6 protein-coding genes are annotated in these 13,855 nt (G+C 69.4%); 2 read left to right on the forward strand and 4 right to left on the reverse strand.

Annotation, left to right across the window (positions count from 1 at the left end; translation table 11 throughout):
- Position 1: 1 nt before the first annotated feature.
- Together BEK98_RS41340 and ngcE are read right to left on the reverse strand one after the other, a co-directional pair.
- Complete coding sequence (locus BEK98_RS41340; RefSeq protein ID WP_094221956.1) at positions 2-928, reverse strand: carbohydrate ABC transporter permease; 927 nt, start codon at positions 926-928, stop codon at positions 2-4.
- Positions 929-956: 28 nt separating this feature from the next.
- Positions 957-2,402: an N-acetylglucosamine/diacetylchitobiose ABC transporter substrate-binding protein gene (gene ngcE / locus BEK98_RS41345; protein WP_094221957.1), complete on the reverse strand. Its 1,446-nt coding sequence runs from the start codon at positions 2,400-2,402 to the stop codon at positions 957-959.
- Positions 2,403-2,815: 413 nt separating this feature from the next.
- On the opposite strand from ngcE, the gene BEK98_RS41350 reads away from it, so the two are divergent.
- On the forward strand, positions 2,816-6,559 hold the full coding sequence (locus BEK98_RS41350; protein ID WP_094221958.1) for a GH92 family glycosyl hydrolase: 3,744 nt from the start codon (positions 2,816-2,818) through the stop codon (positions 6,557-6,559).
- 60 nt (positions 6,560-6,619) lie between these two features.
- Here the strand turns inward: BEK98_RS41350 and BEK98_RS41355 are convergent, their stop codons facing one another.
- Together BEK98_RS41355 and BEK98_RS41360 are read right to left on the reverse strand one after the other, a co-directional pair.
- Positions 6,620-9,886, reverse strand: a complete 3,267-nt coding sequence (locus tag BEK98_RS41355) for a GH92 family glycosyl hydrolase (RefSeq protein ID WP_094221959.1) — start codon at positions 9,884-9,886, stop codon at positions 6,620-6,622.
- A gap of 340 nt (positions 9,887-10,226) precedes the next feature.
- Positions 10,227-11,318, reverse strand: coding sequence for a lytic polysaccharide monooxygenase (locus BEK98_RS41360; RefSeq protein WP_094221960.1), 1,092 nt, complete (start codon positions 11,316-11,318; stop codon positions 10,227-10,229).
- A gap of 302 nt (positions 11,319-11,620) precedes the next feature.
- Between BEK98_RS41360 and BEK98_RS41365 the strand changes: the two genes are divergently transcribed.
- Positions 11,621-13,855: SpoIIE family protein phosphatase (locus tag BEK98_RS41365; RefSeq protein ID WP_094221962.1), on the forward strand; the 2,235-nt coding region annotated here is incomplete at its 3' end.

The following is a 13,855-nucleotide window of genomic DNA, read 5'->3' on the forward strand; positions in this document are numbered from 1 at the left end:
TTCAGTACTCCAGCCGCTCGCGACGGCCCAGCCGCATCACGATCGCGGCGAACGCGAGCGTGACGACGAGCAGGGCGACGCCGATGGTGGTGGCGTAGGCGGCCTGACCGTCCCGGAACGCCTTCTGGTACACGTACAGGACCATCACGGTGGTCGAGTAGTCGGGACCGCCCGGCCCGGTCGTCATGATCTGTACGACCGCGAACGACTCGGCGCCGAGCGCGAGGATGCCCATGTAGACCCAGCCGGACTGCACCGTGTCCCACAGCAGCGGCAGGGTGACGCGGAAGAACGTGGTGGCCCGGCTCGCGCCGTCCAGCAGGGCCGCCTCGTACAGCTCGGCCGGGATCGACGCCATGCCCGCCGAGAACAGGACCACGAAGAAGCCGACCGTGGACCACACGAGCACCGCCATCACGCACCACAGCGCGAGGCTCGGGTCGCCCAGCCAGAGCGGCTGGACGCTGTCGAGGCCGACACCGCGCAGGAGTGAGTTGATCGCGCCGCTGTCCGGGTTGTACGCGAAGGCGAACAGCAGGGAGACGATCGCGATCGACAGCACCTGCGGGAAGAAATAGACGATTTTGTAGAAGGAGGAGCCCCGCACCCCGGAGATCACGGGGCCGCCCCTTCTCCGCCGTCCGCCCACATTGATCATGAAGGCGAAGAACAGCGCCAGCCCGATGGTCACCAGTGGCAGCACCAGAGCGAAGAGCAGACTGTGCTGCAACGACTTCCAGAAGATGTCGTCGTGGAACATCCGCTTGTAGTTGTCGAAGCCGACCATCTTGAATTCGGGGCTGAGGCCGGTCCAGTCCGTGAACGAGTAGTAGATGGACTGGATGAACGGCCACACCACGAAGAGCGCGTACAGTCCCAGGGGCAGTGCCAGAAACCCCACGATGAACCGGTACTTGCCGTGCTGCATCGCCACTCCGGTGCGGTAAAGGTGCTGGTTACTGGTGCTTGTAGTGCTTGATCGAGGTGTCCTTGGCGGCCTCGTCGGCAAAGCCCTGGATCTTCTTGACGGCCTCGGCCGGGGTGAGGCGGCCGGCCATCATCTCGCCGAGACCGGCCACACCGATCTTCTCCTTCTGCAGCTGTACGTACCAGTCCTGCAGCCGCGGGTTCACCACGTTGGATCCGGCCTTGTCCAGCGCCGCCACACCCGACTTCAGACCCGGGGTGAGGGTGATGCCGGTGGTGCCGCCGTTGTACGCGGTCAGCGACTTCACCTTGGCGGTGAAGTTCTTCGAGGACGCCTCGGAGAGCATGATGCGCAGTTGCTCCATGCCGCCCTCGGCGTTGGCCGCCTTGGCCGGGACGACGAAGGGCTCACCGCCGGAGGCCCAGATGGTGCCGAACGGCATCTTGTCCGAGCTGTCGATGCCGGTGGGCGCGGAGACCGCGAGGTTGAAGTCGGCCGGGATGACGTTGGCCGACTCGTTCTCCACCCAGGAGCCGTTCGGGATGAACAGCGCCTCCCCCTTGGCCCAGGCGGTCTGCGACTGGATGTGGTCCAGGCCCGGGGTGCCCTTGAGGATGTAGCCCTTCTTGTACAGCTCGTAGTAGGCCTCGAAACACGCCTTGACCGCCGGGTGCTTCCAGGCGTTCGGCTCCAGGTTGTCGATGGCGTCGAGCACCTCGCGGCCGCCGACCTTGGCGATCATCGGGTACAGCGAGAAGGGGACGTAGTACGGGTACTTGCCCGCGTACGTCCAGCCCGCCATGCCCTTCTTCTTGGCCTTCTCGCAGACCGCGAGCATCTCGTCCCAGGTCTCGGGGTACGTGGCGTCCAGCGAGTCCAGCGCCTTCTGCGAGTACCAGACGCCGTAGACCGTGTAGGCGTAGTACATGATCCAGACCGGCTTGCCGTCGAACTGGCCCATCTCCACGATGCCGGGGCGCAGCGTGTCGCGGACCTTCTTGTTCGGGTCGTCGTACGACGGCGCGTCCAGCAGCGGGGTGAGGTCCGCCAGCTGGCTCTTGCCGACGAGCACGCCCATGTCCATCTGCTCGGCGCCCGAGTTGTCGATGAGGTCCGGCGGGTTGCCCTGGTTGAAGCGGGGCTGGAGCGTGGACTGGATCTTCTGGGTGGCGGAGAACTTCACCGTGGCCTTGGGGAAGTCCTTCTGATAGATCTTCACCGCGTCCTGGGCGTACTCCTTGCCGAAACCGCCGTCGAAGAGGACGAACTCCATCTTCGCGGTCTCGTTGACGCCGAGCGGGTTCTTCGCGGTCTTCTTGCCCGTCTTCGCCTTGTCCTGTCCGGAGCCGCCGCTGCTCGCGCAGGCGGACAGCAGACCCATTCCGGGGGCGGCCACCAGACCGATCGCGGCCGAACGCTTGATCAGATCGCGGCGGCCGACACCTTCGCCACCGTGGTGCGCAGTGGATCCCATGCTCAAGTCCTCGCCTTCTCCAGGACTCAGGCGGTGAACCGGATCCTCCCCGGCACCGCGGTCGGGTAGTGCAGGGTCATGCGGGAAACGCCGACAGGTATAGTCCACTTCCCGCCAGCGGAGCAAGATCGAATGCAAGGTTGGCAGTGGGTCTTTTCCGAGTTGAGACCTCCCGGAAATATGAGCGACCTGTGGGTACCGCGGCCGGAAAATCGGCGACATAGGCCCCTGAATGCCACACCCAACACCCTTGACATCAAGGGCCACTTGACCACCTACTGGTTCCTGCGCACGAAGTTGACAACGTTGTCCAGAGCGGAGCGCAGGAGGGGAATCCGTAGATGCAGCGGAAGAGGCAGCGGAGAACTCGGCACAGATACGGTCCGGCGGTCGTCCTCACGGCCGCCTTTGTCATGGCCGTCGGCGCGCAGGGCGCGGCGGTCGCCCTGCCGGCCAGGGCCGCGGCCGCCGACCAGGAGTTCGCATCCTCGTTCGAGACCGGTGACCCGGTGCCGGACTGGCTGAACACCGTCGACACGGCGGCGGACGGGAGCAAGCGCGCCTCGGGTGTGGACGGCGGCTACAGCACGGGCATTCCGGGCAATGTCACCGACCACGTGACCGAGGTCCGGGCCAGTGGCGAGAACGAGGGCGCGGGCGAGGTGAAGGAGAACCTCGTCGACGGCGAGCCCGGCACCAAGTGGCTGACCTTCCAGCCCACCGGCTGGGTCGAGTTCGACCTGGACAAGCCCGTCAAGCTGGTGACGTACGCGCTCACCTCGGCCAACGACTTCGACGAGCGCGACCCGAAGGACTGGACGCTCCAGGGCTCGACGGACGGCAAGGACTGGAAGACGATCGACACCCGCTCCGGCGAGTCCTTCCCGGAGCGCTTCCAGACCAAGTCGTACGACCTGGCCCAGCCGGGCGAGTACCAGCACTTCCGGCTGGACGTGACGAAGAACAACGGCGCCCCGGACATCCTGCAGATCGCCGACGTGCAGTTCTCGACCGGCGGCGGGGGCGGCCCCGTGCCGCAGGACATGCTGTCGCTGGTCGACAAGGGCCCGAGCGGCTCGCCCACCGCCAAGGCGCGGGCCGGTTTCACCGGCAAGCGGGCCCTGCGCTACGCCGGGCGGCACACGGCGGCCGGCCGGGCGTACTCGTACAACAAGGTCTTCGACGTGAACGTGAAGGTCGGCGCCGACACACAGCTGTCGTACCGCATCTTCCCCTCGATGGCCGACGGCGACCGCGACTACGACGCCACCGACGTCTCCGTGGACCTGGCCTTCACCGACGGCACCTATCTGAGCGACCTGGGCGCGCGGGACCAGCACGGCTTCCCGCTGTCGCCGCGCGGGCAGGGCGCGGCGAAGGTGCTCTACGTCAACCAGTGGAACAACGTGGCCTCGCGGATCGGATCGGTGGCGGCGGGCAAGACCGTCGACCGGATCCTGGTGGCGTACGACTCCCCGAACGGCCCGGCGAAGTTCCGGGGCTGGATAGACGACGTGGCGCTCAGGCCGGTGGCCCCGGAGAAGCCGAAGGCGCACCTGTCGGACTACGCGCTGACCACCCGCGGCACCAACTCCAGCGGCAGCTTCTCGCGCGGCAACGACTTCCCGGCCACGGCCCTCCCCCACGGCTTCAACTTCTGGACGCCGGTGACCAACGCGTCTTCGCTGAGCTGGCTGTACGAGTACGCACGTGCGAACAACAGCGACAACCTGCCGACGATCCAGGCGTTCAGCGCGAGCCATGAACCGAGTCCGTGGATGGGCGACCGGCAGACCTTCCAGCTGATGCCGTCCGCCGTGACCGGCACCCCGGACACCGGCCGTGAGGCACGGGAGCTGGCCTTCCGGCACGAGAACGAGACCGCGCGGCCGTACTACTACGGCGTCAGGTTCGAGAACGGCCTGAAGGCGGAGATGACGCCGACCGACCACGCGGCCGCGCTGCGCTTCACCTACCCGGGCGACGACGCGAGTGTGCTGTTCGACAACGTCACCGAACAGGCGGGCCTGACCCTGGACAAGGAGCACGGGATCGTCACCGGCTACTCGGACGTGAAGTCGGGCCTCTCGACGGGCGCCACCCGGCTGTTCGTGTACGGCGTCTTCGACAAGCCGGTGACGGACGGCGCCTCCAGCGGCGTCAAGGGCTACCTGCGGTTCGACGCGGGCGCGGACCGCACGGTCACCCTGCGCCTGGCCACCTCCCTGATCAGCGTCGACCAGGCGAAGGACAACCTGCGCCAGGAGATCCCGGACGGCACCTCCTTCGACACCGTCAAGGCGCAGGCCCAGCGGACCTGGGACAAGCTGCTCGGCAAGGTCGAGGTGGAGGGCGCGACCCCGGACCAGCTGACCACGCTCTACTCCAGCATGTACCGGCTGTACCTGTACCCGAACTCCGGCTTCGAGACGGTCGACGGGAAGGCGCAGTACGCCTCGCCCTTCTCGCCCATGCCGGGCCCGGACACCCCGACGCACACCGGCGCGAAGATCGTCGACGGCAAGGTGTACGTCAACAACGGCTTCTGGGACACCTACCGGACCACGTGGCCGGCCTACTCCTTCCTGACGCCCTCTCAGGCGGGCGAGATGGTCGACGGGTTCGTGCAGCAGTACAAGGACGGCGGCTGGACCTCCCGCTGGTCCTCCCCCGGTTATGCCGACCTGATGACCGGCACCTCCTCGGACGTGGCGTTCGCCGACGCCTACGTCAAGGGCGTCGGCTTCGACGCGAAGGCCGCGTACGACGCGGCGGTCAAGAACGCGACGGTCGTTCCGCCGTCCTCGGGCGTGGGCCGCAAGGGCATGAGCACCTCGCCGTTCCTCGGCTACACCAGCACCGACACGCACGAGGGCCTGTCGTGGGCGATGGAGGGCTACGTCAACGACTACGGCATCGCCAGGATGGGCGAGGCCCTCTACAAGAAGACCGGCGAGAAGCGCTACCAGGAGGAGTCCCAGTACTTCCTCAACCGCGCCCGGGACTACGTCAACCTCTTCGACTCCAAGGCGGGCTTCTTCCAGGGCCGTGACGCCCAGGGCGACTGGCGGATGGACTCCGCGAAGTACGACCCGCGCGTGTGGGGCTACGACTACACGGAGACCAACGGCTGGGGCTACGCCTTCACCGCCCCGCAGGACAGCCGGGGCCTGGCCAACCTGTACGGCGGCCGGAGCGGCCTCGCGGAGAAGCTCGACGCGTACTTCTCCACCCCGGAGACCGCCTCGCCGGACTTCGTCGGCTCCTACGGCGGCGTCATCCACGAGATGACCGAGGCCCGGGACGTCCGCATGGGCATGTACGGCCACTCCAACCAGGTCGCGCACCACGTGATCTACATGTACGACGCGGCCGCCGAACCCTGGAAGGCACAGGCGAACGTCCGCGAGGCGCTGACCCGGCTCTACACGGGCAGCGAGATCGGGCAGGGCTACCACGGCGACGAGGACAACGGCGAGCAGTCGGCCTGGTACCTCTTCTCCTCGCTGGGCTTCTACCCGCTGGTCATGGGCAGCGGCGAGTACGCCATCGGTTCCCCGCTGTTCAAGAAGGCGACCGTGCACCTGGAGAACGGCCGGGACCTGGTGATCAAGGCGCCGCGCAACAGCGCGCAGAACGTGTACGTGCAGGGCGTGACGGTCAACGGCCGCCCCTGGACGTCAACTTCGCTCCCCCACTCACTGCTGGCCAAGGGCGGGGTGCTGGAGTTCTTCATGGGGTCCAAGCCCTCGGCCTGGGGCACGGGCAAGAACGCGGCGCCGGTCTCCATCACCCAGGACGACAAGGTGCCGACCCCCCGCGCGGACGTGCTGAAGGGTGACGGCGCCCTGTTCGACAACACGTCGGCGACGAGCGCCACGGTCACCTCGGTGGACCTGCCGGTCGGCGATGCCGTCAAGCCCGTGCAGTACACGCTCACTTCAGCGGCGGACCACACCAAGGCGCCGACCGGCTGGACCCTGCAGGGCTCCACCGACGGCACGACCTGGCAGACCCTGGACCACCGCTCCGGCGAGACGTTCACCTGGGACCGCCAGACCCGGGCGTTCACCATCGCCTCCCCGGGCTCGTACACGAAGTACCGCCTGGTCCTCGACGGCGAGTCGACGCTGGCGGAGGTGGAGCTGCTGGCCTGACCGCGGCACGGAGAAGGGGGCGGGCCCGCTCGGGTCCGCCCCCTGTCGTGTGTGCGGCGCTCAGCCGGTGGCGAGCGTGAACACGTGCAGGTCCGTGTTCTCCGGCAGCTTGACGCTCCGGACGGTCTTGCCGGCCGGCGCCGCGAACGGCTCGGTGGCGAAGACGTACGTCGCCACCGGGTCCTTGTCGGCGCCCGCGACATTGCGGTACGCGGTCTTGGCGACGACCTCGTTGCCGTACTGGACGGTGCCGCCGCCACCGCCGACGGTCCAGTCGGTGAAGGAGAGGTCGACGGTGTCGGTCGTGCCGTCGGTGTAGGTGACGGTCGCCTTGGCCTGCTGGTTGCCGTTGACGGCGCTGCCGATGAAGGACAACTTGCCTGCGGGAGCGGCCAGTTCGATGGTCTGGCCGGTGGCCGAGGCGTTGTCCGGGCGGGCGGCGGGCGAGTTCGGCCAGGTGAAGGTCAGACCGTCGACGGTGCTCTGCCCGCCCGGGGTGAGTCCGGCCGCGGCGAGGGCCTGGCGGGAGTAGCTCCAGCCGCCGCCGTCGTAGTCGGCCTCGTCGTGCTCGCCCTCGTCGTCGGAGACACCGGTGTTGTTGTAGGCGGCGAGCAGGGTGCCCGGTGCGGCCACGGTGAGGGAGACGGGCTGCTCGTAAGAGGTGTCGCCCGAGGTCACCGTGACCTTGACGGAGGAGAAGCCCTGGCCGGCGTCCCTCGCCGCGGTGAGGGTGATCTCCTGGGAGCCGTCGGTGACCGTGCCCTCGGCGGGCGTGGCCGTGACACCGGAGGGGGTCTCGACCCGGAAGCGCACCTCGGGGCCGGTGCCACCGCTCAGCGCCAGCGCGCGGATGCCGATCTTCGCGCTGTCACCGGGTGCGACCGTGGCGGCGGTGGGGCCGACCCCGATCTGGTACGGCTGCTCGCCCTCCCGGAAGGACGGCGGCGGGGAGGCCGCGCCCCAGGTGCGGTCGGGCGTGGTGGAGAGGGTGTAGTCGAGGCGGCCGCCGTCGCGCACGAAGGAGGCGGGCAGCCAAGGCCGGTCACCGGCCCGCCCGTTGACCTTCAGGGACCGGATGTACGGCGCGTCGGCCGCGGCTCCCGTCGCACGGATGGAGATGTGGTTGCCCTGGGGGCGGTCGATCTCGATCCGCTCGAACAGGGGTGAGGCGAGGACGAGTTCGGCCCGGGAGGGCACCTGCGGGTACATGCCGAGCGCGGAGAAGACATACCAGGACGACATCGCGCCGAGGTCGTCGTTGCCGGGGATGCCGCCGGGCTCGGTCGACCAGAGCCGGCTCATCGCCGCGCGGACGGTCTCCTGCGTCTTGTAGGGGGCGCCCGCGTAGTCGTACAGGTAGGGCACGTTGACGGACGGCTCGTTGTCCAGCTCGGACTTGGTGCCGCCCTGGCCGGTGAAGGCCCAGCCCCCGTCGCCGGTGTGGAAGAAGTCGTCCAGTCGGGCCAGCGCCTTGTCGGTGCCGCCCATCGCGGCGAACAGGCCCGCCGGGTCGTGCTGGACCATCCAGGTGTACTGGGCGGCCGTGCCCTCCACGAAGCCGTTGCCGGTGTCGGGGGTGAAGCCGGTGACCCAGCTGCCGTCGGCCTTGCGGTTGGCGACGTAGCCGCCGCCCGGGTCGGCCGCGATGTTGAAGTTGTTCTGCCACCACTGGGCGCGGCGGGCGAAGGCGGCCGCCGTGTCCTTCTCCCCTGCCGCCGCCGCGAGTTGGGCGAGGGAGAAGTCCGCAGTGGACATCTCCAGGGTCTCGGCGGCGCCGCCCCAGGCGTTGGAGACGCTGGGCATGTAGTGCAGCTTCAGGTACTTGTCGAGCGACGGGCGCTGGCCCACGGACAGCACCGGCTTGCCGGCCGCGGACAGGTCCTGCGGTGTGGGTACGGTCGCCGCCCTGACCAGTGAGTCCAGGGCGCCCTTGAGGTCGAAGCCGGTGCCGCCGAAGGCGTGGATGCCGGCCAGGGCGGTGGGCGAGGGGTCGCCGTTCATGACGTGGGTGCCGCTCGCGCCGTGCAGCCAGCGGTCCCAGGTCCCGCCGTTCTGCCCGGCGAGTTCGTACAGCGACTGGGCGATGTCGGAGCCGGTGCGCGGGTCGAGGAGGGTGAGCAGCTGGACCTGGTCGCGGTAGACGTCCCAGCCGGAGAAGGTGCCGTACTGCGCGTGGTGGCGCCGGTCGACGGTGTGCGGCCTGCCGTCCGCACCGCGGTATCCGCGGTCGGCGTCGCTGATCACGTTCGGATGCAGCAGGGAGTGGTACAGCGCCGTGTAGAAGGTGGTGCGTTCGGCCTCGCTGCCGCCGCCGACCCGGACCGCGCCCAGCCGGTCGCGCCAGGCCCGCCGCGCCGCGTCCTGGACGGCGTCGAAGGAACGGCCCGGCGGATTCTCCGCGGCGAGGTTCGCCTCGGCGCCCGCCTGGCTGACGTAGGAGATGCCGACCTTGACGTTCACCGGGCCGGTGCCGGGCGCGAACCGCACATACGCTCCGGCGCCCTTGCCCGCGACCGGCCTGCCGCCGTGCGAGAAGCCGCCCGTGCCGCCGGAGGCATGCACGGAGCCGGGGCTCAGCTTGTCGTCCTGCCAGGTGCCGGTGGCCGTGAAGTCGCGGTCGAAGCGGGCGGTGAAGTACAGGGTGTAGTAGGAGCGTCGGCCCTCCGGGTCGAGGTAGCCGCAGAAGTTCCCGGAGGTGACGGAGCCGGAGACGGTCCGGGTAGCCGGGTCGATGGTGACCGTGGAATCCTCCGACCCGACCTCGGAGTTGGCCGTGCGCACGAGCAGCGAGGCGGGCTTGTCCGCCGGGTAGGTGAAGCGGGCCGAGCCCGTGCGGGTGGTCGCGGTGAGGTCGGCGGTGACGCCGGACGCGAGGCCCACCTGGTAGCGGCCGGGCGCGGCGGTCTCGTCGGCGTGCCGGAAGTCCGAGGCGTAGACGGCGTCCTTGGTGTCGCTCGCCGGGGAGGAGGTGACCTCGCCCGCGTACGGGAAGAGCGGGATGTCGCCACTGCCGCCCGCGCACCCGGTGCCGGACATATGGGTCAGGCTGAAACCGCGGATGCGGGTGGCGTCGTACTGGTAACCGCCGGGCGCGGCCGTACGGGTGGCGTCGCCTCTGGTGTTCTCCGGGCTGAAGGAGAACATGCCGAACGGCACGACGGCGCCCGGGAAGACGTTGCCGCCGTTTCTGGTGCCGATCAGCGGATCGACGTACGAAGTCGGGTCCTTGACGAGACTGGGGGGAGCTGCGGTCGCCGCGAGGGCGGGGGTGGCGCCGCCGGTCGCGAGTACCGCGGCCAGCAGCAGGGACGTGGGACGGAATCGCATGGCGCGGCCCTTCCTCCTGACGGACGGGTCGCGCACCACAGGTCGCACAAGCCGCAGGGACAGTAACGTGCGCCACCCGTAGCACGGAAGACCGCGTACGCCCCCGCAGGCGCGCGCCGGGATCACCCGGTCGGGTTACCCCAAGTGGGTTGACATCGTTGTCGGTTGAGGCGGTAGAGTCATGTACAGACCATACGACAACGTTGTCGCGCCCCACACGGTCGAGGCCCGCCCAGGCCTCACCGCCACAAGCCGGCACCACCCGGGCAGGGACACACCCCCCTCACCTGCCCGGCTCGCGGACCCGGTGCGCACGGCCACCGGGTCCGCCCAGAGCGGCTCAACCGACCTGACAGGGAAGGGTGGTGGAGTCGTCACCGCCGGAGCCCTGGACGACGTAGCCGAACGTCGTGCTCTGCCCCGGACTCAGCGAACCGTTCCAGTCGGCGTTGTGGACCATCACGCCCTGGCCGGTGTAGGTCGCGTTACCGTTCCAGAGGCTGGCCACCGACTGCCCGGCGGGCAGCGTCCAGTCGACCATCCAGCCGAGCATCGGGACGTCACCGCCGTTGGTCACCGTCACCTCGGACTGATAGCCGCCGGGCCAGGTGCCGGTGGTCTTCCGGCTCGCGGTGCAGGTGCCGGGCGGGGGTTCGGTGGGGTGGCCGGGGTCGTGGACCCCCGTGACCTCTCCGTTGCCGCCGTCGAAGACGACGTCGGAGCAGGAGTAGAAGGTCTCCGTGCTGTCCGAGCGCTGCCAGACCATGTAGATGACGTGCCGCCCCGACTTGTTCGACGGAAGCTTGCCGGACCAGGAGTAGTTGGCCTCGACCGTGCCCGGGGTGCCGTTGAGCGGCGGGTGGTCGACGATCAGGAACGGCTGGTCCTCCATCTCGTCCCAGGTGAGCGGCCTGGTCGGGTCGTAGCTGTCCTTGGTGACGTACACGTAGAACCAACCCGGGTGCGCCGCCCAGGCGTTGTAGGAGAAGTCGACCGTGGCGCCCGCGGTCAGATGGGTCACCGGCCAGTCGTCGCGGGCCAGGTCGAAGCCCGTGAAGTTGGGGTTGCCGCCGCTGCACAGCTTGCCGTCCGGCACGAAGCCGCGGGTGCGGCCGGCACCGTCCGAGCGCAGCACCGAGAACCAGTTGTAAAACGGCGTGGTGCCGCCCACCTGCTGCGCCGCCTTGCAGGCCGGATTGACGGCCTTGATCTCCCCGGTGTCGGTGAGCGCGTCCTGCCAGCACAGGAAGGTCCGGCTGCCCGGCTTCATGGGGGTGCCGTGGGCCGAGGCCGGGGTGCTCGCGGCGAGGATCAGGCCGAGGGCGGGGAGGGTGGCGAGCAGGGCCAGGAGGATGAGGAGGAGGGCTGTGTTGCGGGTGGGGTGGGGTAATCGGGGGCGCTTCGGGAGGCCCGCCCGAGTTGTCGTAGACATGACACATTCACCTCTCGGTGTGGTCGCAGTCGTACCGTAGGAGGACAGGGCGGAAGCGCGCCCGCGCGGTCCGGGCGGGTTCCGGTCCACCTGGGCCGCGACAGGGCCATGAGGACCTATGGGAGCGCTCCCACCCCTAGTGCGTGAAGCTAGCGCGCAAGGCGTCAGGTGTAAACGCCCGTCGCCGGCGCTGTGACATAAGGACCGGCATGGGCAAAAGGACCGGCATACCAGTCGGAATGTGATGTCCATCGCTTGGACCAGACGTAGTCACCCAGAAAGGCCGGTGCTAGAAATATCGCATGTGGGACCTTTTGGCCCGATTCAGGCACATCTCGCAGCGTGCAGTGAACGGCAAGAGCCCCCGTAGCGTTGCCGGGCAGGTCTTCGTCCTCCAGGTGGCGCTGGTGGTGGTACTTGTGGTCTGCGCCGTCTTCGCCCTTGTCCTGCAGTCGGAGCGTGACACCAGCACGGAGGCCAAGCGGCGGTCCATAGCCGTCGCGCAGACCTTCGCGCACTCTCCTGGCGTCCTCCAGGCCCTGCAGACCCCCGAACCGTCGAAGGTGCTCCAGCCGCTCACGGAGGCGGGGCGCAAGAGCGCGGGCGTCGACTTCATCGTCGTCATGGACACCAAGGGGATCCGTTACACCCACCCCATTCCGAGCAAGATCGGCCATCGGTTCGTGGGCAGGATCGGACCGTCACTGGCCGGGCAGGTCTACACCGAGAGCGTCCACGGCCCGCTAGGCCACGAGGTCCAGGCGACCGTCCCGATCAAGGACACGCACGGGAAGGTGGTCGCGCTCGTCTCCGCCGGGCTGAAGGTCAAGAACGTGACCAGCGAGGTGAACCGGCAGCTGCCGATCATCCTGGCCGCCGGTGCCGGAGCACTCGTGCTGTCGACCGGCGGGACGGCCCTGGTGGGCAGGCGGCTGCGGCGGCAGACCCACAGCCTGGCCCCGGCCGAGATGACCCGGATGTACGAGCACCACGACACGGTGCTGCACTCGGTGCGGGAAGGCGTGCTGATCGTCGCTGACGACGGGCGGCTGCTGCTGGCCAACGACGAGGCCAGGCGGCTGCTGGAGCTGCCCCCCGAGGCCGAGGGACGAGACGTGCGGGAGCTGTCGGTCCTGGACCCCGAGATGACGCAGCTGCTGGTCTCCGGGCGCGAGGCGACCGACGAGGTGCACTTCGCCGGAGGACGGCTGCTGGCGGTCAACCAGCGGCCGACGGACCGTGCGGGAGGTCCCCGGGGCTCGGTGGTGACGCTCCGCGACTCCACCGAGCTGCAGGCGGTGTCCGGCAGGGCGGAGGCCGCCCGGGAGCGGCTGGAGCTGCTGTACGACGCGGGACTGGGCGTCGGCACCACCCTCGACGTGGTTCGTACGGCCGAGGAGCTGGCGCAGCTCGCCGTGCCGCGCTTCGCCGACTTCGTCACCGTGGACGTGGCCGACGCCGTGCTGCACGGAGAGGAGCCGGCCCCCACGGCGACGGACCTGCGGCGCGTCGCCGTGAACGGCATCCGGGACGACCATCCGCTCTACGAGAAGGGCCGGCTGATCGACTTCCTGCCCTCCACCCCGCAGGCGCGCGGCTACGACGCCGGCCGCTCCGAGCTGGTGACCGACCTGTCGGCCGCACCGGGCTGGCAGGCACAGGACCCGGAGCGGGCCCAGCAGATCATCGAGTTCGGCATCCATTCGCTCATCGCCGCCCCGATCAAGGCCGGCGGTGTCGGGCTGGGCATGGTCAACTTCTGGCGGTCCAAGCGGGACGCCTTCGACGAGGAGGAGCTGTCGCTCGCCGAGGAGCTGGTGGCCCGGGCCGCGGTCAACATCGACAACGCCCGCCGGTACACCCGCGAGCACGCGCTGGCGGTCACCCTCCAGCGCAGCCTGCTGCCGCGGGCGCTGCCCGAGCAGAGCGCCCTGGAGGTCGGGTACCGCTACCTGCCCGCCCAGTCGGGGGTGAGCGGTGACTGGTTCGACGTGATCCCCCTGCCGGGGAGCCGGGTGGCGCTGGCCGTCGGAGACGTGGTCGGGCACGGCCTGCACGCGGCCGCGACGATGGGCCGGCTGCGGACCGCGGTGCACAACTTCTCCACGCTCGACCTGCCGCCCGACGAGCTGCTCAGCCATCTGGACGACCTGGTGAGCCGCATCGACCAGGACGAGTCCGCGTGTGCCGAGTCGGCCGGGGAGATCGTCGGCGCCACCTGTCTGTACGCGATCTACGACCCGGTGACACGCCGCTGTGTCATGTCGCGTGCGGGGCACCTGGCGCCCGCGCTGGTCCACCCCGACGGCAGCGTCACCTTCCCCGAGCTGCCGGGCGGGCCGCCGCTGGGCCTCGGCGGCATGCCGTTCCGGACGGCCGAGCTGGAGCTGGCCGAGGGAACCCAGCTCGTCCTCTACACCGACGGGCTCATCGAGGACCGCCGGCGTGACCTGGACGTGGGTATGGAGCTGCTGCGCCAGGCGCTGGCGGGGCACCCCGACCGGCCGCCGGAGGAGAGCTGCCAGGCGGTGCTGGAC

This window comes from Streptomyces diastatochromogenes (assembly GCF_002242805.1).
Lineage (GTDB): Bacteria > Actinomycetota > Actinomycetes > Streptomycetales > Streptomycetaceae > Streptomyces > Streptomyces diastatochromogenes.

What these genes read in the sequence shown, in the direction of transcription:
- ngcE (WP_094221957.1), bottom strand. Translation starts at nt 2,402, where the DNA reads ATGGGATCCACTGCGCACCACGGTGGCGAAGGTGTCGGCCGCCGCGAT.
- BEK98_RS41355 (WP_094221959.1), bottom strand. Translation starts at nt 9,886, where the DNA reads ATGCGATTCCGTCCCACGTCCCTGCTGCTGGCCGCGGTACTCGCGACC.
- BEK98_RS41350 (WP_094221958.1), top strand. Translation starts at nt 2,816, where the DNA reads ATGGCCGTCGGCGCGCAGGGCGCGGCGGTCGCCCTGCCGGCCAGGGCC.
- BEK98_RS41360 (WP_094221960.1), bottom strand. Translation starts at nt 11,318, where the DNA reads ATGTCTACGACAACTCGGGCGGGCCTCCCGAAGCGCCCCCGATTACCC.
- BEK98_RS41340 (WP_094221956.1), bottom strand. Translation starts at nt 928, where the DNA reads ATGCAGCACGGCAAGTACCGGTTCATCGTGGGGTTTCTGGCACTGCCC.